Genomic DNA, 25357 nt, shown 5'->3' on the forward strand with positions numbered 1-25357 from the left:
GTCATAGAGATAACCGGGAGCGAGAATCGTGCCGCTGGTGTTGGCATCCGATTCGAGACTTGCCCAAGGCACGTCCTCGCCGCTCTGCGGCTGAGTGCCGCCGCGAAGGTTGGTCTGGAATGTCACATAAGGAAGATTGTAGATGATCGCATTCGTCTGCAGCTCGGAGACGCCGTACGAGAAATGTATACGGTGTGTCGACATTCGTGTGTGACTGGAAGGCGATTCCATAGGTGCCGGTATCTCCAGCCAGCAGGACACGGGGGCCGCCAAGTCCGATCGTCACATCCGGTTCCAGCGCCCGCTCGATCAGATACCGGTAAGGCTCGATGGCCGTTGTTCCGTCAGGGTTGATTACCTTTACGTCGTACAGGCCGTGGGGGGCGTCGGTGAAATCGAAGGTCGCCTTGATGTGCGTGGAATCGAGCACGTCGTAGCGCACCGGCTCATATTCCGCGATGCCGGGGCGCACGAGTTTCACAATGGCGTTCGTGGCGAACTTCGCACCGAAGACGTCGAACGTCACCCAGCGGCTGTCTCCGCCTCGATCGACTTCGACTCGGCTGATCGCAAAGGGTGCAACTTCGGCCAGGAGCGTCACAGCTGTGTCTTCGGACGGTTCCTGATGGCCTCGGATCAGAACGTAGTATTCTCCTGCTTTTGTTGCCGGAATTACTGCTGTCTGAGTTGCCTGCAGTGGATCCTGGTAAATCGCGTCGAACAGGAAACCAGTGGGCACGTCACCATAGCGAAGGAACAATTCGTTGGATGCGTTCGAATCCGAACCCGTCAAGCGAACCTTCAGGGTCTCGCCCTGCGGCACGGTTATCCGATACACGCGCACCTGTCCCGTGCTAAGGGTCGTCTGCAACGGCACGCCGAGGTGCATCTCGTCAACGCTGACACTCAGCGTATTGACCGATGGAGCAGCGTTGTTCTTCTCGCTTTCAGCATTGAACGGGCCTTCGTAGACCTCGTTGTAGATGTCTGACCGGACTATCAGGCGGTACTGGCCGGCCTTGGCAGGCGGCAGGTCCGCAGGGATGCTCACAGTATAGGTGTCATTTGTAAGGAGCGAGCCCGTAAAAGGTACGAGCTTGAGCAGACGGTCGTTGATGTCCCAGATTGCGTCATCGGAAAGATAGACGCCGTCAGTCCAGGTACCCTCCGCCGGATTGACGCCCTGGTTCCTGACAGTCCAGCTGATCTGGAGCGTATCGCCGACCTTCGCTACCGAAGGGGTTGCGACATTGTTGTCGACGACGAGGTCGGACGGCGGCGGCAATTCGAAGACGAGAGGCTGGTCGCTTGATTTCGCGTTGTTCGTCTCGAGGTTCGCTTCGAAAACCGAGCTGCGGCCTGTTGCGCTGATTGGATCGGTCACGACGAAAAGGTAGTAAGATCCTTCAAGTCCCACCGGCGCCCTGATTGACTTGGCCAATGTGTAGCTCTGGCCCGCGGCGAGCCCGCCCGTATGCTCGTAGGCGCCGATGAAGCGGTCACTTTCGAGATCGAGATGCTGGTCACGGGAGAGATAGACGAGATCAGTCCAGCTATCTTGCGAGGTGCGAACGTCGCCGCTCCCAGCATTGAGGACAGTGAAGCTGAAATCGAACGGCTGACCCGCGGTCACATGTTGGGGAGCAGTGACCGATGAGACCTTGAGGTCCGGCGGGACACGCAGTGTAATGGGAAGAGCTTTTCCGGTTGCGTTGTTGCCCTCGCCCTGGAACTCGGGGACAGTATCACTTGCGATCTGCAGGCCCGGCAAATCCAGCGCAATCGTGCTGGGGACGAATGTTGTCGTCGCCCGCTCGGATCGGGCGTCAGTTTCGACGATGATGTGGAAATCGCCGTCAATGAACTCGGGAAGGTCGACGTCCAGCAGAGCCGTGTAAGCCGCCCCAATGGCAAGCTTCCCATTGTGCTGGAAGCTTCCGAGTTCATAATCGCCGGTGTCGAGTGAGCCGTCTCGCGAGAGGAAGACACGATCCACCCACGCATCCTGGCGCGTCTCGCGGGTCCCTGCATTGAGCACGTGCCACGAAACGGTGACCCGGTCCCCCGAGATCGCGGTGGCAGGAACCGCTAAGCTACTAACCTGAAGGTCCGGCTCGCGGTATGTGACCGAGATATCCTGTCTTGAAATGTTGTTTGTATTGTTTGCGCCCTCGAACACGGACTCGAGGTAGTACTCGCGTATTTGGTCGTCACCTCCCTTTGCCTCGTCAAACTCCTCCTTGGGAGCTTTGCCCGTCGGAACCACGTCCGTCAGAACGAAGACGTAGAATGGGCCGTCGATGCCGGGCGGAAGAACGACCTCGGCACTGGCATTGTAGCTTTCTCCTGCCCGCAAGCCACCCTGATTGCTATGAACGGACGTGGCAAGCAACTGGGTCCGCTGCGGCGTAATGGCTGCGGATGAAATTTGAATATCAGGATTCCAGACCGGGTCTCGCGAGAAGAAAACGGAATCGATCCAATAGGCGGTGTCCGGCCAGACATCCGCGCCTGCATTCGTGACGGTCCAGTTGATCGTCGTCTTCTCGCCGGAGAAGTTTTGGGCAGGAACCTCGATCCGCGTGACTCTTAGGTCAGCCGGATGGCGTATGACTTCCGACGCGACGACCAGGTTGTTGTTGAGTTCGTTGGTTTCAGGAACGGCACCACCTGCATCGACGTCGACAATCAGAAAATGGCCCTGAATGGCAGGTGACAGATCATAGGTTCGCTCGCTCGTTGCCGTTTCGCCGACTGCCAATCCTCCGCTGCGATCAAGCGACTCCAGGAGCCACTCCTTCGCTCCGACTTCACCGAGAGTCGGGCGGTCGGATATCCATATCCTCTCGACCCAGCCAACATCGCCAGTATCGCCTGGGCCGGCATTTCCGACCGTCCACTTGACTGTATATTGGCCGGCGGCATCGATCTGCGTCGGTCCGCTGACCGACAGCACCTTAAGGTCTGGCCGCTGCGTGATCGTTTCCGGGCCGAGGACCTGGATCTGCCGTGCCTTGTAGTTGTTGTTGTCGAATTCGCTCGGATCATCGGCGTTGACGTTGACAGCAAGCGTATCTTCCAGGACGACGTCGTAGGAATCGCTCCAGGGTGTGATGAAATAGATACCTGACTCCAGATCGTCGGGCAGCGTCACCTTCAGGACCTGGTCATAGCTTTGTCCGACCGGCAGCGCGCCGCTATGCTGGATGCTCCCGAGCAGGATGCCACCGTTCTTGCTCGGGCTCGGACGCGTACGGTCCTTCGTCAACCAGACCGAATCAGACCACGTGTCCTTGTTTGTGCTTGAGGAACCCTTGTTTGTAACGGTGAAGCGGACCTCGATCTGCGAGCCTGCCACGGCCTGTACAGGCGCTACAACGCTTCCGGTGACCAGGTCCGACAGGGGTTCGGGCTCGACGAAGAAGGCAAACGCGCGCGTGTTGTTGGCGTCGTTCGGATACTCCTCGACTTGATCGGCCGAGTCCGTACGCACGATCAGATAGGCATCACGGCGAAACCGTATCGGAATCTCGATCGGTCCAGTCTCTTTCGTGTACCGCCCGCCGGGATCGAGTGCGAGAAGGTTGTCGTACGTGCCAACCAGCATGTCCCCAGCATCGACCTGGTTGTCGAGGGAGAGATATACTGAATCCTTCCACCGCGACGTTGTCGGAACCGTCCCCTGGTTGATGATCGTGAACTTGACCGAGGCAGTTCCGCCAGCTGGCACGCGAGCCGGCACGATGGCTGCCTCGACCTGGAGATCAGCCCTCGGCTTTAGCTGGACGGCAAGCGTACCGTCATCGCCCGTGTTGTTGTTGGTCGCCGCTGCGCCGTGCTCGTAGAGGAAGTAGCTGGGTTCCGGGAGGGTGGCTTCGTCGGTGGTTGGCAACAGCGCATTGGTGACGACGAAGGCGCGATAGAGGCCTTCGATCTTGTCTGGCAGGCGGAATTGTTCCGTGCGCGTGTACGATTTGCCTGGCGCGAGCTCCCCGCTGAAGCTGAACGTTCCGACCTGGAGGTCGGGTAAGTTCGTGCCCGCGAGCGGACGGAGCACGATGCGGTCGCTCCACGTACCGTTGGCGACACCCTGACCGTTATTGGTGACGGTCCAGGAAACGTCGATCGTATCTCCTTCGATAGCGGAAGCGGGAACCTTGACGTCGGTAACGGTCAGATCCGGGCTCGGCGCCAGGGTGACCTCGATAGTATCGGACGTTCTCGCGTTATTGTCCGTGAAGACGAACTCGTAAACACCGCCGGTGGTGGCAACGAGCCTGTAGGGTCCCGAGAGCCCGTTCGGCAGCACGATCTGTGCCGACCGGGTGTAGCTCGCATCGTTGGCTAGAATTCCCAGATGGTCAAACCGCGCATCCGCGACAGCCTGTCCGGAGGCGTCAATGAGTGTGATCGTATCCGTCCATTGGTCACGGTCCGTCACACCTACGCCCTGGTTCTTTACAGTCCAGCTGACATTGAGCCGACCGCCGCTCTGCGCCGAGGCATCCGCGACCAAGTCCGTGACCGTCAGATCCGCGTAGGGTATCGGCACCACGTCTACGGGATGTCCCGGCGTTGCCGCATTGTTTGCTTCCGATCCGTTCTCGAATACTTCCGACTTGGAGTCGGTACGAACGAACAGAGTGAAACGTTCAGACAATGCGGCGGGCAGCATGATCTGCTCGCTACGATCATAACTGCCGCCAACAGCCACAGCGCCATCGTGACGGAATTCCGCCAGGACCATGTCGTCACTGTTGCCGAGGATTTCGTCTCGCGAACCAATGATCGTATCGGTCCACGCCAGGGTCTGGCCGACGCCTGTTCCTTGGTTGGTGACAGTCCATCCGATCGTGACGCGGGCTGGATCGCCAATGGTGAGCGCTGGCGCACTGACGCTACCAACCGAGAGATCGGCATAGGGCGCCAAAGTGACATGCAGAGAACTGCTGGCGAGGTTGTTAGCCTCTGCCTGAGGCTCGCGGACGGTGTCAAGCTGGTCCGAAACGACGATCAGCTTGTAGTCGCCCGACGCAGATAGTGGCACCGCGACTGTCGCTTCGCCCAGATACTCCCCATCAATATCAAGCCCGCCAACATGAGGCACGTCCGCAAGCTTGATGTCCTCTGCATCTATAACATCATCACGCGAGAGGTAGATCGCGTCGGTCCAACTGCCCAGGGCGGCCCCGGTGCCGTTGTTACGGACATTCCAGCGTACCGGCATGACACTGCCCGACACGATTGTGGCGGGAGCCTGAACATTCGAAGTGGTGAGGTCGGGATGACTTAGTGCGAGTGATGAGCCCAACGCGTTGTTGGTCTCGCGGTCAACTTCGTAAACCTCCTGGTTCGCATCAGTAACGACAAGAATCTGGTAGGTGTCATCCGCGGCATCCGGAAGCGTGACGTCGACCGTTCCGACGTAACTGGTGCCAACTGCGAGATCAAAGACGCGACGGACCTCTCCGATCACTATGGCTGTGGCCAGCGTTCCGTCTTTCGACAGGTAGACCCTGTCGGTCCACGGCGCACGGGCGCCACCTTCCCCGTCGTTGCGAACGGTCCAGGTAACTGTCTTGTGTTGACCCGGTACTCCGGACGCTGGCGCAACCACGCCGGTCACCACCAGATCCGCAGCCGGCGCCGCGGACACCGCGATCGTCGTGAGAGACTGGCCAATATTGTTGGCGGTGGCATCGCGTTCGTAGACGCGGGCCTCGGCGTCTGTGATCAGGAGGAGGTGGAAGCTGCCTTGGAGACCATCGGGAAGACGGACGGTCGCACGGCCGGCATAGGTGCCGTCCTTGGCCAGAGCGCCAGTGTGCACGACATTGGCGAGAATGCGATCCGTGGCGTCGACGACCTCATCGGCGGAAAGCACGATCCGATCCGTCCAGACAGTCACATCTGTCGCTTCACCCTGGTTCCTGACTCTCCAGGATAGGTCGATCAGCTCTCCGCTGCGGCCGGTGAGCGGCCCGACGACCGCCTCGACGACCAGATCCGCCGCCGGCGATTGCAGGTCGATGGTCACGGGAACCGCAACATTGTTGCTCAAGGTGTCCGGCTCGGTAACCGCGCCTGTGGCATCGGTGCGGACGGTCAGCAAGAAGGTTCCATCAAGACGCTGCGGCAACGTGACTGTCTCCTGACGCGTGTAACTGGCGTCCGGAGCGAGCGCGCCCGTCCGAGTAAAGCTCGCGACCTCTACGTCGTCCTCGTTTCCCCATACGGAATCCCGGCTGAGGATGATCGTGTCCTTCCAACTCGAGACACCGGTGTCGACTGGTCCGATGTTGGTGACGGTCCAGTCCACCGTGACCGTACCACCTCCCTGCCCAGAACTTGGGGCCGACATGTTTGAAGCTTCCAGATCAGGATAGAGCCTCGGTTGTGAAATGATTTCGAGAACAGCGCTATTGTTGGCCTCGGCGTTGACCCCTTCGGCGGCTTCGATGATCGTTCCGATGCCGTTCTGGTTGCTGTCGGCGGTGACATGGATTTCGAGCGTGCCGGCACCGCGCGACCCGTGCGGTAACTGCAGCGTGACACTGCGGGGCCGTGTCTGGCCAGCTCCGAGCGGTGCGTTTCCTGGAGCGACTGGGTCATAGGAGATGGCCGTGTTTAGGACGGTTTCGCCGGTTGCGGTGTTCACGATCGCGATCTGTGTGAACCAGCCGGTTGTGGCAGGGAGGGCGCCGGTATTGGCGTCCGACCACTCGATAACGAGGGCGCCGCCCGCCTGAACCTCCGCACTCGTGACGTGAAGATCGAGAATTTTCAGATCTGGTGCGGACGCAATTGCGACTTGGGCAGTGTTGTTCGATTCGGCGGTGCCCAACGCATTGCTCTCCGACACCTGATTTGCCGAGTCGGTCGCGATCTCGAAGATGAACTCGCCAGAGCCCGCAAGACCGGATGGCCAGACAAAGTTGTACTGGCGAGGGCGGCTGTCGCCAAGCGCAAGCCCCTCGACACCCGCATCGAAGGCGATGCTATCCAGACGAATGATCTGTCCGGTCGACAGATTCCGAACGCGAATCTGTTCCGTCCAAGAGCCCGATGTGGCGAGGTTTCCGATGTTCGTTGTGTTCCAGGTAAGACCTACGGTGCTGCCGGGTAGCCAGCCCGTTGCGGGACTTACGACTATGTCGGTGACTTCGAGATCGGGGGCCGGAACGGCCTCCTGATTCGCGATGGGGACGGGTTCCGAAACTGGCACATGGAAGATGCTGAATGTGAACGCCGCAGGCTCTGTATTGTTGACGTAGCCCTCGATCGCCAGCGTGTAGGTCCCGGCGAATGCCAAGGCCTGGACATCCTGGTCCCCAAAACCGTTGAACCAGACCTGCCGGCCGAATGGATCGACGAGGCGCCAGTAGACGGTGCCGCCGCTGCTGCTCTGTTGGTCGAAGAAGAACTTCTCGCCGGCCTGCGCATCGAAGCGGTAGAGTAACGTCTCCTTGCCGGTCGGCAGCGCGCCCGACATCGGCGTGCCCGAGGTGATTGGCATCGCTGTCGCAACATCAAGCAGCCGGAAACTGTAGGAGCCGGTCATGTCGAGATTGCCGTCGACAATGAGCGTATAGCTGCCCGCCGACAGATCGAGCACCGGATTGCCCGAGTAATAATAACCAGCATCCGAGCTGGAGAAATATCGACTGCTGACCTCCTCGCCGCGCGGTCCGATTAGGCTCCAGCTCAAGCCGGAGTTGGTCAGGCTATCGAAATAGAGCCGTTTCGCACTCGCCAGGTCGAACGTGTAGCGGTTCTGCTGGCCGGCATGCGCAATCGCTCCGCTAACCGTCGCGCCGACCGTCAGTGCGGCCGTTGTGTCCTGGACCTTCTGAACCGCAAAGGTGAAGCTGGCCGAAACCGTGTTGTAGACGTAGCCCTCAATCGCCAGCGTATAGGTGCCGCTGAACGCCAGCGCCTGGACATCCTGGTCCCCAAAACCGTTGATCCAGACCTGCCGGCCGAACGGATCGATGAGGCGCCAGTAGACGGTGCCGCCGCTATTGCTCTGTTGGTCGAAGAAGAACTTCTCGCCGGCTTGCGCATCGAAGCGGTAGAGCGCCGTCTCCGTCCCAGTCGGTAGCGTCCCCGACACCGGCGTGCCAGAGGTGATCGGCGCCGCGGTCGCTACATCAAGCAGCCGGAAGCTGTAGGACCCGACCGAGGAAGCGCTACTCTGAATCCGCAACTGATAGGTGCCTGGAATCTTGAGCGTGATAACCGGATCACTTCCAAAATTCGCTGAATCTGAATTCGTGAAGGCGCGTGCGGCAACTACCTCGCCCTGTGGCCCGATGAGGCTCCAGGTCAGGCCCGAATTAGTCAGGGCATCGAAGAGAAGCTGTGTCGACTGCGTGACGTTGAAGACATAGTTGTCCTCTTCGCCCACCGTGTCGATCGCACCCGTCGTGGTGGCACCCAGCACAAGGCCTGTTCCGGTCGGAGCCGGCAGATCGACATGGCCCTCTGACGTAACATTGAAGGTGTATTGGAGCGCCCCGCTCTCCGCAATCTGCCCTTCGAAGAGCAGCGTGTAGGTACCCGCCAGAGGCAGCGTCAGGGTCGGGCTGTCAGTGAAGTAACTTGCGTAGAACTGACCACCATACGGGTCGATCAAACGCCAGTACGGGCTGCCGGCACTGAGTGCCTGTCGATTGAGGAGAACCTGATCTCCGGCCGTGGCATCGAAGCGGTAAAGCGCCGTCTCGTTTCCGGAGGGCAAAGTCCCCGACACCGGGTCACCCAGCGTGATCGGCGTGGCCGTTGACAGATCGAGCAGCCGGAAGCTGTAGGGGCCTGTCGTGTCGAGATAGCCATCCACGATCAACGTGTAGGATCCGGCCACCAGGTCCAGAAGCGGAGTGCCCGGTCCGTCCGAATACGAGAAGCCGATGGGCGTGCTGTTCAGCTCGCCGCGCGGCCCGATCAGCCGCCACGTGAGGTAGGGATCACTGGTCAGGCTGTCGAAATAGAGCCGTGCCACACCCGCAAGATCGAACGTATAGCGGTTCTCCTGGCCGGCATGCCCGATCGTTCCATCTACCGTCGTGCCGACCGCCAGTGCGGCCGTCGTGTCCTCGACCTTCTGAACCGCAAAGCTGAAGTCCACAGAGCTCGCGTTGGACACATAGCCCTCTATCGCCAGCGTATAGCTGCCGGTGAACGCCAGCGCCTGGACATCCTGGTCCCCAAAACCGTTGACCCAGACCTGCCGGCCGAACGGATCGATGAGGCGCCAATAGACGGAGTAGACGGTGCCGCCGCTGCTGCTTTGTTGGTCGAAGAAGAACTTCTCGCCGGCCTGCGCATCGAAGCGGTATAGCGCCGTCTCCGTACCGGTCGAAAGCGTGCCCGACACCGGCGTGCCCGAGGTGATCGGCGTCGCCGTTGCGATATCAAGCAGCCGGAAACTGTAGGAACCGGTCTCGTCTCCGTAGCCGTCGACAATGAGCGTATAGCTTCCCGCCGACAGATCGAGCATCGGGTCGCTGGAGAAACTAGCAGCATCCGAGCTGGAGAAATATCGAGTGCTGACCTCCTCGCCGCGGGGTCCGATCAGGCTCCAACTCGAGTTGGAGTTGGTCAGGCTGTCGAAATAGAGCCTTGCCGCACCCGCCAGATCGAACGTATAGCGGTTCTCCTGGCCGGCATGCCCGATCGTTCCATCTACCGTCGTGCCGACCGCCAGTGCGGCCGTCGTGTCCTCGACCTTCTGAACGGCAAAGCTGAAGTCCACCGGGCTCGCGTTGGACAGAGAGCCCTCGATCGCCAGCGTGTAGGTCCCGGCGAATGCCAAGGCCTGGACATCCTGGTCCCCAAAACCGTTGAACCAGACCTGCCGGCCGAATGGATCGACGAGGCGCCAGAAGACGGTGCCGCCGCTGCTGCTCTGTTGGTCGAAGAAGAACTTCTCGCCTGCCTGCGCATCGAAGCGGTAGAGCGCCGTCTCCTTGCCACTCGGTAGCGTGCCCGACACCGGCGTGCCCGAGGTGATTGGCATCGCTGTCGCAACGTCAAGCAGCCGGAAGCTGTAGGAGCCGATCTCATCTCCAGAGCCGTCGACAATGAGCGTATAACTGCCCGCCGACAGATCGAGCACCGGATTGCCCGAGTAATAATAACCAGCATCCGAGCTGGAGAAATATCGACTGCTGACCTCCTCGCCGCGCGGTCCGATTAGGCTCCAGCTCAAGCCGGAGTTGGTCAGGCTATCGAAATAGAGCCGTTTCGCACTCGCCAGGTCGAACGTGTAGCGGTTCTGCTGGCCGGCATGTGCAATCGCTCCGCTAACCGTCGCGCCGACCGTCAGTGCGGCCGTTGTGTCCTGGACCTTCTGAACCGCAAAGCTGAAATCCACCGGGCTCGCGTTGGACACATAGCCCTCGATCGCCAGCGTGTAGCTGCCGCTGAAGGCCAACGTCTCGACATCCCGGTCCCCATAACCATTGTACCAGACCTGCCGGCCGAACGGATCGATGAGGCGCCAGTTGGTGCCGCCGCTGTTGCTCAGTTGGTCGAAGAAGAACTTCTCGCCGGCTTGCGCGTCGAAACGGTAGAGCACCGTCTCCCTGCCGGTCGGCAGCATGCCCGACACCGGCGTGCCCGAGGCGATCGGCGTCGCTGTCGCGATATCAAGCAGCCGGAAGCTGTAGGAGCCCGTTGATCCGCTGCCTTGCACCCGAAGCTGATAGGTGCCGGGAATCTTGAGCGTGATAACCGGATCACTTCCAAAATTCGAGTCTGAATTCATGAAATAGCGAGCGGAAACCATCTCGCCCAGTGGCCCTATGAGGCTCCAGCTTAGGCCCGAATTCGTTAGGGCATCGAAGAGGAGCTGCGTCGGTTGAGTGATGTCGAAGACGTAGTTGTCCTCTTCGTCCGCCGTGCCGATCGCACCTGTCGTGGTGGCATCCAGCACAAGAACTGTTCCGGTAGGAGCCGGCAGATCGACATGGCCCTCGGACGTAACATTGAAGGTGTATTGGAGCGCCCCGCTCTCCGCAATCTGCCCTTCGAAGAGCAGCGTGTAGGTACCAGTCAGTCGCAGCGTTAGGGTCGAACTGTCGGCAAATGAATTTGCGTAAACCTGACCGCCATACGGGTCGATCAAACGCCAGTATGGGCTGCCGGCACTGAGCGCCTGTCGATTGAGGAGAATCTGATCTCCGGCTGCGGCATCGAAGCGGTAAAGCGCCGTCTCGTTTCCGGAGGGTAAAGTACCCGACACCGGGTCACCGAGCGCGATCGGCGTCGCTGTCGCGACATCAAGCAGCCGGAAGCGGTAGGGACCGGTCGCGTCGAAATAGCCATCCACAATCAATGTATAAGATCCGGCCGCCAGGTCCAGAAGCGGAGTGCCCGACGGTCCGTCCGAACTCGAGAAGCTGAAGGGCGTGCTGTTCACCTCGCCGCGCGGCCCGATCAACCGCCACGAGAGGTTCGGAGCAGTATTGGTCAGGCTGTCGAAACAGAGCCGCTTCGCACTCGCCAGGTCGAACGTATAGCGGTTCTGCTGGCCGGCATGCGCGATCGCTCCGTCAACCGTTGCGCCGACCGTTAGCGCCGCCGTCGTATCTGTCACCTTCTGGACCGCAAAATCGAAGCTGGCCGGAGCCGTGTTGTAGACGTAGCCCTCGATCGCCAGCGTGTAGCTGCCTGTGAAGGCTAGCGCTTGGACGTCGACGTCTCCATTCTGGAACCAGTTCGACCAGACCGTTCGGTCGAACGGATCGATGAGGCGCCAGTAAACGGCGCCGCCGCTGTTGCTCTGTTGGTCGAAGAAGAACTTCTCACCGGCCTGCGCATCGAAGCGGTATAGCGCCGTCTCCGTACCGGTCGAAAGCGTGCCCGACACCGGCGTGCCCGAGGTGATCGGCGTCGCCGTCGCGACATCAAGCAGCCGGAAGCTGTAGGAGCCGGTCGCATCCGCCGCACCGGTGACACTGAGCGTGTAATCGCCGGCAACCAGATCAAGAGCCGAAGTTGCCGACCCGCTTGGACCATCCGAATTGGTGATGGCGATGCCTGGGACTTCGGATCCACGCGGGCCCGTGAGAGTCCAGGCTAATTGGCCATCACTCGTCAGCGCGTCGAAATAGATCCGCGTGTTTTCAGAAATGTTAAAGGTGAATTGATCTGTTTCTCCCGGTACGTCTATCGACCCGTGAACCGGCATGAAGTCAGCTGACAAGAGCAGTCGCGGTTCAAGCGCTTCGAAATGAACGGCTCGCGTTTCGTATTCGCGCCGTTTTCCCTGCCGCTTTTCTTTCTTGGACTTTGTGACATATCCGATCGCTGCTGAAAGCGCAGATGCCGAGCAACTGTTTCGAAAGTTAGCGTTTCGGTAGCGGAATGTCATGCCCGTAGCCCCCGCCAAGACGCTATGCTTGGGAGCTGAGCGCTGCTCCTTCCACCGCGAGCAAGAAGTGCTTTCCCCGTGCGGGCCCACCTTAGGGTCGGCCAGAACGCAACCTGACCTCGGCTAAACGCCTGATCTGGCACCGATGCAGGAATTGTCGGAACTCGCGGTTGCTGTTCCTCGCCACAGCCGCGAAAGGCGAAGGTAAAGGGCGTTGGGCAAGTGAAAATAGTTGTCGAAGGGCCCCCGGAACTCACACTCTCACTGCTGGATAACGCCAGCAACAATACATCCGTGAACGTGAACGCTGCCACGTCGACAACCCCCAGCCACTCGGCAATACTATCAGTTGCCAAGTTACAGTTATTCGAGCATGAAAATCTGCCAATTTAGCCCCGACTGGTAAGTGCCGATGACCCGCCGTTATTATTCTCCCGCTCGCTTTTTCCCTCACTTTCAGGTTGCAACTGCAGTACACCAATGTCAACTGCTTTATTAGCGTGTCCGAAAGTACCGCCCGCGCAATTGGCGAGGTATTCCTGCAAGTCTTTGAATTTCTTTGCACCGTACCTAAGGCCAATGCCTAAAATCCCCGTTTACGCCAAAAGAGGTGCCCCTAGCCGGGGAGCAAAAATTGAACCTTTCCAATGGCCAATCTTGAAAGTGGGACAGAGTGGGTCGTCCATAATCCTTATGCTTTTCGTCGCACGGGTCCCACCAAAACTGGCTTAGAATAGGGGCGCACTCCAAGCGGCTGGCAAATTGGCAGCTCAAAATCGGTTAGACATCCTGACGTCAAACTTGCGAGAACAGAACCTCTTCCCGGAACCGGATGACCTTCACGACCCAGAAGGTGATCCACCGCCGCCAAGGTATTCTTGGGGTGATTGACTACTGTAGGATCTGATAGCGCAGGGCCATTTGCAAAGGCGTCTTACGCCGGTGATTGCCGCGTAGGTCTGGCGTTGAGACGGAGCCTACCACGGACAAACAAATGTCCGCTTGGAAGGCTCGTAGGTTCTGATTTTTTTCAAGGAGCCCATGCTAATCTCGGTAGTAAAATCCGATTAGGACCATTCATTCCTTTGATTAGGCCACTATTCTCTCTAAGGTTTGGGCATGAAGTGGGCGGACAACAAAACATATCTCAGCGCGACTGATCTCGTGGGCCACCTGAGCTGCCGCCATCTCACCAGCCTAGACCAAGCCGTTGCGAAGGGGACGCTTGCCAAACCAGCTTCTTACGATCCGTTTCTCGAAATTCTTCGAGAACGAGGCGCGCTTCACGAGCAAGCGTATATCGACCATCTGAAAAGTTCGGGTCTCGATGCCGTGCGCATTGAAGGCATCGAGATCACGGCGACAACGGCCGCACAGACACTCGATGCCATGCGTGCTGGAACGCCCGTTATCGTCCAAGGAGCCTTATTGAACGGACGGTGGAGCGGCCGAACAGACGTGCTTCTGCGTGTTGAGACACCATCAGCGCTCGGCCCCTGGTCGTATGAGGCAGTCGACACCAAGTTGGCTCGCGAGACCAAGGGAGGCACGGTCCTCCAGCTTTGCCTTTATTCTGATCTCCTTGCCGTCGCTCAAGGGTCAACACCTGAATTCATGCACGTGGTTCCGCCATGGGCGGATTTTCAACGAGAGCAGTATCGCTTCGCCGACTACGGCGCCTTCTATCGCCGGGCTAAATCTGGGCTTGAGCTGTCTGTTGATACGGCTGGCGACTCCCACACCTATCCCGATCCCAACAGTCACTGCGATGTTTGCCGGTGGAGCGCGCAATGCGACAAGCGGCGCCGAGCTGATGATCATTTGTGTCTGGCGGCCGGCATATCCAAAGTGCAGATCAACGAGCTGAAAGGCCGCGGCGTTGGCGCGATGGCGTCGCTAGCCAGCATGCCCCTGCCCTTGCAATGGAAGCCCGAGCGCGGTTCGGCCCATTCCTACGAGCGCGTTCGTGAGCAAGCGCGATTGCAGGTGCAAGCTAGAGCCAGTGGCAACCTCGGGTTCGAACTCCTTCCTGTCAAAGCAGGCTTCGGGCTGTCCTGCCTTCCGGAACCTTCGGACGGAGATGTCTTCCTGGATTTGGAAGGCGACCCGTTTGTCGGCGAACACGGGCTTGAGTACCTGTTTGGATATCATTTCAGAAACGAAGCGGGCGATTGGAGTTATGGGAACTGGGCATTCACCCGTGCCGGCGAGAAAGAGGCTTTCGAGGCGTTCATCGACTTCGCGACAATGCGTCGGCAAGTTTATCCGGAATTGCACGTCTACCACTACGCGCCCTACGAGCCAGGAGCCCTCAAACGGCTGATGGGCCGGTACGCAACGCGTGAGGAAGAATTCGACAACATGCTGCGATCGAAGTTGTTCGTCGATCTATACGGCGTTGTCCGCAACGGTCTTCGTGCCAGCGTTGAGAGCTATTCGATCAAAAGGCTAGAGCCGTTCTATGGCTTCACCCGCGAAACAGCTCTTCTGGATGCAAACATCGCACTGCTCAGTCTCCAATCGAGCCTGGAACTAGGACAGCCAGACAAAATTCGCGAACATGACCGATCGGTGGTCGAGAGCTACAACCGCGACGACTGCGTCTCGACGCAGTTTCTTCGCGACTGGCTGGAAATGCTCCGCTCACAAGCAATTGCTGCGGGTGAAACCGTTGCCCGGCCCCAGCCCGGCGACGAAGTCGCAAGCGAGAACGTCACGGCATGGCTCGCAAAGATCGGCCCGCTGATTGACCGGCTGATGGCGGACATACCACCCGATCCGGACGAACGCGACGAGGAGCAGCACGCGCGATGGATACTCGCCAATATTCTCGATTGGCATCGGCGCGAAGCAAAGGCGATGTGGTGGGAGTTCTTTCGCCTTCGCGACCTCTCAGCCGACGAGCTGATGGACGAACGTAGCGGCCTGTCGGGCCTCACCTTTGTCAGCGAGGTGCCTGGTAGTGGAAAGCTGCCGACGCACCGATATTCTTTCATTCCGCAGGAAACAGACATTCGCGTCGAGGACGACCTCCACAACGTCGGCGGCGACAAGATTGGAACTGCCGTTGCCCTTTCGCAGCAGAGCCGTACAATCGACATCAAGAAGACAGGCAAGTCAGTCGGTCTTCATCCACAGGCGATCTACGGTTCCAAGAATTTCGGGTCTGATGAACAGGCGCATTCCCTCGTGCGCATCGGCGAATATGTGGCAGACCACGGGCTCGCTGGCGACGGGCCATACTGCGCGGCGCGCGATCTGCTATTGCGCCTGGCACCGCGTCTGCGGGGTGAGCCGATCAAGGTCGATGGGGAGACAACCTTGGACGCGGCGATGCGGGTTGCCACGCGGTTCGATGGCGGCATCTTCCCCATACAAGGCCCTCCGGGTACCGGAAAATCATTCACCGGTGCGCGGATGGTATGCGCGCTTGTTCGCGAAGGTAAGACAGTCGGGATCACAGCCAACAGCCACAAGGTCATCAGGAACCTGGTCGACAAGGTTGTTGAAGCGGCCGACGAACTTGACATCGACCTGACGTGCATCGTGAAGCCGAAGGAGATGGAATCCAATCAGCACCGCTTGGTTTTCGCAAAGTCCAATGCCGACGTGTATGACGCGTTGAGCGGACCCTGCAAAGTCGCGGGGGGAACAAGCTTTCTCTGGTCGCGTGCCGATGCGTTCAATTCGGTCGACGTTCTCGTCGTGGACGAAGCTGCTCAGATGTCCCTGGCAAATGTGCTGGCGGTTTCGCAGGCAGCCCATACGGTCGTGCTGCTTGGCGATCCTCAGCAGCTGGATCAACCGATGCAGGGAAGTCACCCGGATGGAACTGACGTGTCTGCCCTCAACCATATCCTTGATGGCGATAAAACCATCGATGCTGGCCAGGGCCTCTTTCTCGAAGAGACCTGGCGACTCCATCCGGACCTCTGCGCATTCACTTCGGAACTGTTCTATGAGGGCAAGCTGAAGTCGAGACCGGGACTAGACGTCCAGGTCATCTCCACTGGTCCGATAAGCGGTTCCGGCCTGCGATACCTCCCTATCGCCCACAGTGGAAATCAGAACTCCTCACCTGAAGAGGCTGACGCCATTCATCGCCTTGTCGACCGCGTGCTGCGATCGGATACGCGTTGGATCGACCGGAATGGCAAAGAAGCGGCCATCACCCTCAACGACATCCTGATCAACACGCCCTACAACGCGCAGGTCTTCGAAATCCTGGAACGTCTTCCAGGCGCCAGAGTCGGTACCGTGGACAAGTTTCAGGGTCAGGAGGCGCCGATCGCAATCTATTCGATGGCTTCGTCAACGCACGCAGATGCTCCACGAGGCATGGAATTCCTCTACAGCCTCAACCGCTTCAACGTTGCGACATCGCGGGCCAAATGCCTGTCGATCCTCGTTGCGGCACCGGAGGTGTTCGAAACGGAGTGTAAGACACCCCGACAAATCCAGCTTGTCAACGCGTTCTGTAGATATCTTGAGACGTGCTCAGAAATCCAATTGCCTATGACGCGTCAGCATTGACCTCCGGTCTTAGCCTTCGAGTAGAGCACAGCTTGAGCTTGCAACAGCGCTCTGTCGCGCTCCGTGTTCGAAACTTGCTCACGCTGCGGTCCACGGGGCAGACTGCAAGCTGAGATCATTAGATTCTGTAGACCATCGCCTCAGTTTGGGAACACTAACATGGCTGATGCACAAGATATTCCGACCAGGCCAATTGACGTCTCAGATCAGCAACTTGACGAATTTCAGCAGCGGTTCTGTAAGGTCCCCGGGGGCAATCTGCGGCTCCTTGCTCCTGCCGGCAGTGGTAAGACGCAATCTCTCTTATGGCGGTGTGCAGAGCTGTATCGCCGAGCGGATTCGAAAGGACGTTTCCTTGTCGTGACTTTCACGCGAGCCGCGCGTGACGAACTTCGCGCACGACTTTCGAACCCCCATTTCGCGTTCATGGCGAGTGCTGTCGAGGTGGTGACTCTGAACGGCTGGGGCTTCAAGAGGCTACGCGCAAATCATCACAGCCCGCGCTTGCTGGTAAGCGAATTCGAAAAGTCAGGTTGCGTGCGAAATACATTGCAGCCCGTCTGGCGCAAATTCCCTCGCATTGAGAAGGCTATGGAGGCGCAGCCTTACGTTGTTGACAAGATTCTGAACGGGCTGATTGAACGACTGAAATCATTAGGCTTCGACCATGAAGCTCCGAGCATTTGGGCCGCCCACGACCAGATGGACTACCTCATGCGTCTGGGCTTGCTTTGGCAAATCCAAAATCTAATCGACCAGTTGGCCGAATGCGAGATACTGGCCGACAAGCGCCTTGAATCCTTTATCGAAGATGTGCTGCCGTTTTGGGTCGACAGTTGTCAGACGATGATTGGGCAGGCTCTTTTTTCGTTGGAAGATCAGAAATATGTCGCGTTCCTGGATCTGCGCCGGCAGATTTCGGAGGATCGCTTTCCCACCGGCGGGTCGCGGTACACACAGGTACTCGTCGATGAATTCCAGGACATCAATCCGCTTGACCTCAACCTAGTCCGAAAAATCGTCGATCTGCACAAGGCTGACTTGACGATCGTGGGGGATGATGACCAAGCCATCTTCGAGTGGCGAGGGGCGACACCCCACTACATCCTGCAACCTGATCAACATTTCGATCGTGAATTTTCGACCCACATCCTGGAACGAAATTATCGTTGCCCCAGAAATCTTGTAGCGGCTTCACAAAAGCTGATCGTTAACAACAAGCGTCGAGAAGATAAGCGCGTCGTTGCGATGCAAACGGCAGATGCAGAGGTCCAAATCGTGAGGAGCGACAGGTTCGTCGAATCCATCGATGCTGTGATGGATGAAGTGCGGTCTTTCCTCGCCAGCAACAGACCGAATGCGAAGCTTGCGATTCTTTCCCGCAAACGCGCGCAACTTATCCCGTATCAGGTTCTGATGGCGAGCGAGGATTTGCCCTTTTGTGCAGCTGAGGATCTTCAGATTTTCATGAGTGGTGCCTTTGAAAAGCTGCGGCATGCACTGCAGACATGTGCAAAGGCGCGAGCCAATTTCAGGCCGCCTGCGCTTGTGGACGACATTGTCAAGCTTTGCGACCTGGTGAAACGGTATCCGCTGAAAAAGGCGGAACGAGAAGCATTGGCCGCCCATTTGCGCACGAGCCGACCAAAAAGCTACAGCGACGCGCTCGATGCGATAGCAGCCTACCGCGGATCATTGAAAGGCCTCAACGAGGATGGGGCCGCCGGCCTCGTTTTCTGCCGGGTGCTGCGCGACCTCTTGGATGCGCCGACGGTAAGGGATGCAATCGCGGCATTGGGTACGGGCTTTGCGGGGCTCAACCAGGACTATGGCAAATCGCAGGAAGACATATTCTACACCGACCCACCCTTCCTCTACTTGGCGGAATTTGCGGGACGCTATGAGGACGACTTCCAGCGCTTCATTGATGATCTTGACAGCGCACGCGATACGCTTGCCCGGCTGCCGGGCGAGGAGGACGCTTCAGGCGCTGCCGACGAACTGTGGCGCCGACCAGTTCATCTGATGACAGCGTTACGCGCGAAGGGCAAGGAATACGATACCGTCATCATACTTGATGCCAATGATGGCATCTGGCCCTTGCGCCGGGCGGAAACGGCAGAAGCCAAGGAGAGTGAGCGACGCTTGTTCTACGTGGCCATGACAAGACCAAAGCGCCGTCTCATGATTACGCTTAGTGGAAGGATTGGAGACCAACCCGCCAACCCGTCGCCGTATCTGACGGAAGCTGGTCTCTTGTAGCGATCCGCGTTCAAGCGACCTCAACGGCTTGAAGGATGGCTCCGAATGCGGATTCCGCGCGGAGCGCGGACACAAACCAGCCATGCGCTTCCGGCTCCTGACCCTCATATGGGGCGAATGCGCGAAAAGCGCTGTGTCTGAACACATAATGGCCCGATCTACCATTCCTGAATCGCACAACGCCAGGAATTCCAGCGATTGCGGTTTCAGCCTTCTTGTCCACCTCCGGCGGGAGGAAAACCCTGAATTGCGGTTCGGAATGCGGCATCCGGTCGACGAAGACAAAACGCTTGCCCCTCCGTGTAGTGACCGACAGTTCAAGCATCTTGGTCTGCGAACTTCTGCGCGGCTTGACGGCGAAGCCGAGTTCTTCAGCCTTTAGCACGAGCTTGGATTCGAGAGCGGGGGATATTTGCGGTTCCTTGCCAGATGACCTGGGGGAAGAATCTAATTTCTCCTCTGCATATCGGCGAGACGTTGAAGTGGGCAATGCAACGGACACCGCCTGCACTGTCGCGGCGTTCGACCGATTTAAGATAGCCGAATGTTGTTGCACGGCACGCATCGTTTCGACATCCAGATCGACCCAGGTAACGGGCCCGGACGGACGTGTGAAAGGAACGGGCGCAGAAAACCGGTGGGCGTCTACCAGTACCCATGGAGTCAACCAGCCAGCTTGCGTCACCTCTTGAAGTCTGCTCGACGGGACACCGTGAAACTCGATGGAATCTGCCAAGCCGGACGCTGACAATTGCGGCAGGACGTCGACGAGTTTAACTACGCCTTCGATTTCTCGGCTGCCTTTACGAATGAGTGCGATCCGCCCGCGGATCGAGGTGGGCTGGGTTCGCAGCTCCCACGTCTTGTGGCCATCCAGGATCAGATCGATCCATGGCTCTCGAACGATGAGGGCTTTCATTTGCTTACTCTGATGTGAGGAATCGGATGGGTCAATGTGTCGAGATGGTGGCCCCGAAAAGAGCGCCCAAATCTCCATCCGACACGGGCGGCGCCAGCATGTTGCGCGAAAGCGAACGCTTTCGGCTCAGGAGACGGTCCAGCGTGACGTCGAAGGACGCGTCGCCCAATACTGGATGAATCGCTATCGGCAGATGGATAGTCACCGGCTTGTCCTGCCCGATGCGATAGCAACGGTCATTGCACTGATCCTCAACCGCCGGATTCCACCAGCGACTAAGATGAATGACGTGGTTCGCGGCCGTGATGGTGAGGCCGATTCCGGCCGCCTTCGGGGACAGCACCAGTAGATCGAAGCCCTTTTGCGCCTCCTGAAACCGTTTGACATATTCCTGCCGCCGATGGCCGGGCACTTCACCGTTGATGATTGTCGGTTCGGCGTGAAGATCGAAGAGAGTTACGACAACTCCAGCGAAGGCTTTCTGAACGGCTCGGTCTTCGATGAAGATCAGCGCCTTATCGCCCGCTGATTTGACTTGCCGCAAGATTTCGATCGCCCGTGTCAGCCGTGCGGATTGCCCGAGCCAAATCGCTGCCGATTGGGTGTCATAAGGATCGACCTCCCTGGCTCCTTCGGGATGCAGGGAAATCCCGCGCAACGCGTGAATCGCCTTAAGCATCGCTCCATGCGAGCGCTCGCCTGCCTGGGCGGAGCGAACGGCGTCCATATAGGCCTCCGCTTGTGCACCGGGCATGTGCGTCTGGTAGGACATGATCTTCTTTTCAGGCAGCCCCTCTATGTGGTTTTCCTTCATTCTACGAAGCATCATTGGTGGCCCGTTGGCCTGCGGCTCGTCGAGCTTGTCCTTGAGCGCCTTGAGATTGGTCGGCTGGTCCTCGGTATGCGCCTCGGAAAATCTCTTGAGATCGCCAAGAAATCCGGGCGCCACGCGGTCCATGATGCACCACAGATCCTCGAGCCGGTTCTCGATCGGCGTTCCCGTCAGCCCCAATACAAAATCGGCGTTCATCGCCTTGGCGGCATGAGTGTTGATCGTACGTGGATCCTTCACCTTCTGCATTTCGTCGAACACCGCCACCGAATAGCCAATCCGTGCGAAGGCGCGATGATAGTCGGCAAGTGTTTCGTATGTGGTCAGGATCCAGTCGGCGCGCCTCAAGGCGTCGCTGTCGAGGGCGTCCTCGGGGGACCAGGAGACTGTTCGTGGCCGCTTCAGCCTCTTCAAGCCCGGCCCGAACGCATCCATCCTCTCTCCCAGCGCATCCGGGGCAAGATGTTGTTCTGCCTCGGCGATCCAGTTGTTCAGAAGCGCCGTTGGTGCGACGATCAGGATCGGGCCTCGCTGCAGCGGCGTCAGCGATGCTGCTTGAGATTTCCGGTTCGCCCTGGTCCAGGCCAGAAAGCCCAGAGCCTGAAACGTTTTTCCCAAACCCATGTCGTCAGCTAACAGCACACCCGGTCGCCCCGCCACCCATGCGTTGAGCAACCATGACAATCCCGTTTGCTGGTGCGGCTTTGCCCTGGTGCTCCCCATCAGTGCTGATGGCACTTCAAGCGGAATGGATGCAATCCGCCTTGGAGCTGCAAGCACATAGTCGGCGTCTTCCAGATTCTGCCTGATGAGAAGGACTTGCCTGTCGTCTGGTGCCAGCTTCTCATCGCTTGCGGTCTGGCTGGGTTCTTCCCCCGTTTGGTCGATGCCGATCGGGGCAGAATCAACTGGCGCAATGTGAGCAAGCGCGCCCTCGACCTCCAATACGGAATAGTCCGTTCCCATAACGGCGACGGTCTCGTGTCCTTCGACCTTGGCGGCCTGAACCTGGTGCGACAGCTGCTCCACGCCCTCCTGGCTGAAGATGAGGGTCTTGTCGCGCAGCTTCAGCGCAAAACCTTCGGGCAGCCACTGACCCGCCTTGTTCTGCAACCAGGGAAGCGCTGGCCTTTCCCACACGCCAAGGCCGAGAACGCGTTCGGAATATTGTTGTGTCTCGACAAAAAGCGAAGCGGCGACGGCATCGGCCGCCTCCCCGCCAAGCGCTTCCGAGAGCGCCGGTCGAGGGTTGCGGATAAAGGCCCGTCGCGCTTCCCGTGGAGCGGAACGCATCTTTCGGACCACATCCAGCGCCTGCTTCAGGTCAGGATCAAGGACGACGAAGACATTGCGTCCAAGGACGTAGGCGTTATGGGTGCGGCCGCTGGCCTCGTAGCGCTCGGAAACGAATTTCTGTTGCAGTTCCGGCGGCAGGAGTGCGTCGGCAATTTCGTCGCGAAGCTTTCCCGTTGGTTCGTCATCATCACCTTCGACGGCGGGCGCCACGTCCTCGAGAGTTGCCGCCTTGCCTCGGCTCATCAGGACGGGCCTAAAGTCGGGGCCGTTTGACGTTTCCCTGACATCGAGCGCGAAGGACCCTGCCTGATAGATCGTAAGGCTGGAGAGATATTGATCGGATTTGACCTCAAGTCCCGTGCTCTCGCGCAACGCTTCCTGTACCGGTTGCCATAGACCGATGCGAACTTCGATCGGTTGCCCTGTGCTCGCATTGTAAGATTCGATGGCCTCCGTCAGCCGGAACAATGCACCGGTCAGCCTCCCCGTTTCCTCACCGACCGTCACGAAAGCTCCGGTGCGGATTCCGAGAACGGGCCGGGTATTCGCGTCGTACCAGCGAACGCGAATTCGTCCGGTCGCCGAATCAATCCTGTCCTCGAAAGAGAGCGTTGCCGAGAGATGGGCCAACGGAGCTATTCCAAGCGTCTTGGCAATCGATGCCGGCAATCCAGTCACGGCAGCGTGGGACAACACGACCGAAGCCGGCTCTTCGCGAGCCTCCTGTCTGGCCGCCGACGACAAGATCATGCGCGCCGCGACGGACTCAATGCCTCTGAAGGTTTCCCACTGCGTCGGCGGGACATTTCTTCGTCCGAGCAATCCCTTCTGCTGCGCTTCTACATGGACGCCGTCCGGCGCAACGCGCGTACGGAAGACAATCCTCATCCCCTTACCTTGTAGCTTGACGAGGGGATTCGAATGCCAGTCATCTGGTGGATCTTGTTGGCCACTTTTGATTGCCAGCTATTCGCGCCATCATGCGGCCAGTGAGTTACGGCGAAGATGGAATGTTGGAGAGAATCGTTGCCATACGACCGAACTGCGTCCGGAACATACGAACGCCCGTAAAGTCTTGGGGCTGTGCGATCCTCCGCGTCATTCCATATGTGGCATTTTCCGTTGTGACTCCATTCAGCAACTACTCCGCGTCCAATACGCAAGAGCAGAACGGCATGGCCTGATTGAACAGAGCCATCAAAAGTGGCGAAGGAAACCTCTTTTCCAAAAGCCCGTCGGGCCGCCCGGGCACCGGATGCGTCAAAGATAACCCAAGCCTCGGAGATAAGTTCGGCCCTGTAGACAGCTTCCCAGAAGGCTCGCCGGTAGACCCACATCCGTTCGAGCGCGACCTCGTCGACGATGTCAAGGAACTGTCGTAGCGACTGCTCGGTCAACCATCGGCGAACGATGTCAGCCGCTTCAGGCATCCGCGACCACCGCGCGCCAGGCAGCCGCGGATCCTTGAACAGTTCGAGGAGCAGCGAAAGGTATTGGTCTCGAACCTGTTTGGCGGGCAGCACCGCACCAAAGGGAAGCACCAGTGCGTTCGCTACGAGAGGCGCATGCTCCTCGAAGATGAGTCCCCCATTTCGGTCAAGCGCAAGGTTCTTCACGATTGCCAGTCGGGTGTCGGCGTGAAGTCCGGTGTCAGCAGCAAGCTGTGACAGCGCTTCCGTGGCGCAGGCACGCGCATAACCCGATCGCGAGTCGAGGGCGCCAAGTCCGCCCTTCTGCAAGAGGACTGTAGGCGAGACGCCATCTGTCAGCGCGCGGCGGCTAATATTGCGCGGTCCGGTCCGCCAATCGAACAGGTCATGTTCGTCGTGAAGGTCGGACCATGGCCGACCCAATCCGCTCGCAAGCCGGCCGAGCGCGGCGGAGGCTTCTGCCATTCCGTTACGACCAGGTGCGAAGGCTGAGAGGAAAGACGACGCCAAGGCACGGCCGGGCGGCTTGCGGCCACAGTTTTCAATACGAGCAAGCGTGCCTTTGAGGATCTCGCTGTGATCGGAAAGGGCGGGAGTGGTCATCCAAAGGCACCACGCTGCATCACGAAGTTCACGCATGGTTACGTCCGACCCGACGCTCAGGCGATTGAGAAATGTCCGTGCCAGCTCGTTGTAGTCCTTCGCCTCACGACGGAAGGCCTGCCCATCAATGCCACTGACACGCTCGGCTGCCGCCGCCACAGCCGGAACATCCCGGAGTTTCGGGGAGGTGAGCGGGCGCGCCTTCAACTGCTGAATTACTCCCTTCAGATGGCTCACGGTGCACCTCCGATCGCGTCTATCAGGATCTTGATTTCTCCCTGCATGTCGTCCGTCTGCTTGCGCAACTGCTCCAGCCGTTCGCGATTGTCGCTTTCCATAACGAAACGCAAGTCGATGCGCCTGTTGGCAGCCCGAGCTTCGGTCGTATCTGACTTGTCTGCAGGGCGCGTCGAGGAGTAACCGGAGACAGATAGGATTTCCTGATCATTGTGGTTCGAAAACGTTCTCAGCTCAGGAGCACTTGCGATCATTTGCTTGAAAGTTTCCGAAGCGCGGGCGGTTGATAGCCGCCAATTGTTCTGGTCGATGCCGGTGCTGTCGGTGTGCCCTTCGATGAAAACGGTCTCAATGGCAGGTGCGTTGGTGTCGCGACATTTGCGCGTACCATCTTCCACTTTGCATGCAACATAGTCGGCAAGCACCTCCCGAAGGATTTGTGCGATCGTCTCCACATTTCGTTCAGCCTGACCCTTTAGCGTCGACTCATCTGAGCCAAACTGGACAGCATTTTCTGTTATCCGCAGGACATCACTCTTAGGACTGATCACCACGTCAATATTTCGACTGGCAAGCTGGTCCCGGATCCGTTCCAGCAATGTGCGTCGTGCTACCGCCGCTTCGTCCATCGCTGCGATGTGTTGGCGAACCTCGATCTGCAAGGCCTCGACCTTTTTCGCCGCTTGCCTCGCCGCTTCCAAGGCAATCTGCTGCGTGTCCGTCTTCGTCCGGAAATCGAGTGCGAACACCATGAGCATAATGATGAAAATGAACAGGACGCCGACCATCATGTCGGTCATCGAAACGAAATAATTTTCGCCTTCTTCCGCGGCTGCGTGAGAATCTTCCTCGGTAATCATTCACGCGGC

Annotated in this window: 7 protein-coding genes; 2 read left to right on the forward strand and 5 right to left on the reverse strand. The window is 58.7% G+C overall.

The window, feature by feature from the left end:
* Nucleotide 1: 1 nt before the first annotated feature.
* A complete protein-coding gene (locus tag NKI46_RS04985) occupies nucleotides 2–12376 on the reverse strand; it encodes a CARDB domain-containing protein (protein ID WP_352745060.1) in 12375 nt (4124 codons plus the stop codon).
* Between the two features lie 1119 nt (nucleotides 12377–13495).
* On the opposite strand from NKI46_RS04985, the gene NKI46_RS04990 reads away from it, so the two are divergent.
* The gene (locus tag NKI46_RS04990; protein WP_352745062.1) at nucleotides 13496–16909 is read left to right on the forward strand and encodes a TM0106 family RecB-like putative nuclease; all 3414 of its coding nucleotides are present in this window, start codon (nucleotides 13496–13498) and stop codon (nucleotides 16907–16909) included.
* Nucleotides 16910–17068: 159 nt separating this feature from the next.
* Nucleotides 17069–19171: a UvrD-helicase domain-containing protein gene (locus tag NKI46_RS04995; protein ID WP_352745064.1), complete on the forward strand. Its 2103-nt coding sequence runs from the start codon at nucleotides 17069–17071 to the stop codon at nucleotides 19169–19171.
* Between the two features lie 10 nt (nucleotides 19172–19181).
* Here the strand turns inward: NKI46_RS04995 and NKI46_RS05000 are convergent, their stop codons facing one another.
* From NKI46_RS05000 to NKI46_RS05015, 4 genes are read right to left on the reverse strand one after another with little or no spacing between them, the layout of a single operon-like run.
* On the reverse strand, nucleotides 19182–20090 hold the full coding sequence (locus tag NKI46_RS05000; protein ID WP_352745065.1) for an ASCH domain-containing protein: 909 nt from the start codon (nucleotides 20088–20090) through the stop codon (nucleotides 19182–19184).
* 31 nt (nucleotides 20091–20121) lie between these two features.
* The gene (locus tag NKI46_RS05005) at nucleotides 20122–23106 is read right to left on the reverse strand and encodes a DEAD/DEAH box helicase (protein ID WP_352745067.1); all 2985 of its coding nucleotides are present in this window, start codon (nucleotides 23104–23106) and stop codon (nucleotides 20122–20124) included.
* Complete coding sequence (locus tag NKI46_RS05010; protein WP_352745069.1) at nucleotides 23103–24488, reverse strand: EH signature domain-containing protein; 1386 nt, start codon at nucleotides 24486–24488, stop codon at nucleotides 23103–23105. Before NKI46_RS05010 ends, NKI46_RS05005 begins: the two co-directional genes overlap by 4 nt.
* Nucleotides 24485–25348 carry an OmpA/MotB family protein gene (locus NKI46_RS05015; RefSeq protein ID WP_352745072.1) on the reverse strand — a complete coding sequence of 288 codons (864 nt, stop codon included), beginning with the start codon at nucleotides 25346–25348 and terminating at the stop codon, nucleotides 24485–24487. Before NKI46_RS05015 ends, NKI46_RS05010 begins: the two co-directional genes overlap by 4 nt.
* Nucleotides 25349–25357: the final 9 nt, after the last annotated feature.

The organism is Mesorhizobium sp. M0615 (assembly GCF_040320805.1).
Classification (GTDB): domain Bacteria; phylum Pseudomonadota; class Alphaproteobacteria; order Rhizobiales; family Rhizobiaceae; genus Mesorhizobium.

Bases quoted from the DNA above. Each gene is read 5' to 3' on its own strand.
- NKI46_RS04990 (WP_352745062.1), top strand. From the start codon at position 13,496: ATGAAGTGGGCGGACAACAAAACATATCTCAGCGCGACTGATCTCGTG.
- NKI46_RS05005 (WP_352745067.1), bottom strand. From the start codon at position 23,106: ATGAGGATTGTCTTCCGTACGCGCGTTGCGCCGGACGGCGTCCATGTA.
- NKI46_RS04995 (WP_352745064.1), top strand. From the start codon at position 17,069: ATGGCTGATGCACAAGATATTCCGACCAGGCCAATTGACGTCTCAGAT.
- NKI46_RS04985 (WP_352745060.1), bottom strand. From the start codon at position 12,376: ATGACATTCCGCTACCGAAACGCTAACTTTCGAAACAGTTGCTCGGCA.
- NKI46_RS05000 (WP_352745065.1), bottom strand. From the start codon at position 20,090: ATGAAAGCCCTCATCGTTCGAGAGCCATGGATCGATCTGATCCTGGAT.
- NKI46_RS05015 (WP_352745072.1), bottom strand. From the start codon at position 25,348: ATGATTACCGAGGAAGATTCTCACGCAGCCGCGGAAGAAGGCGAAAAT.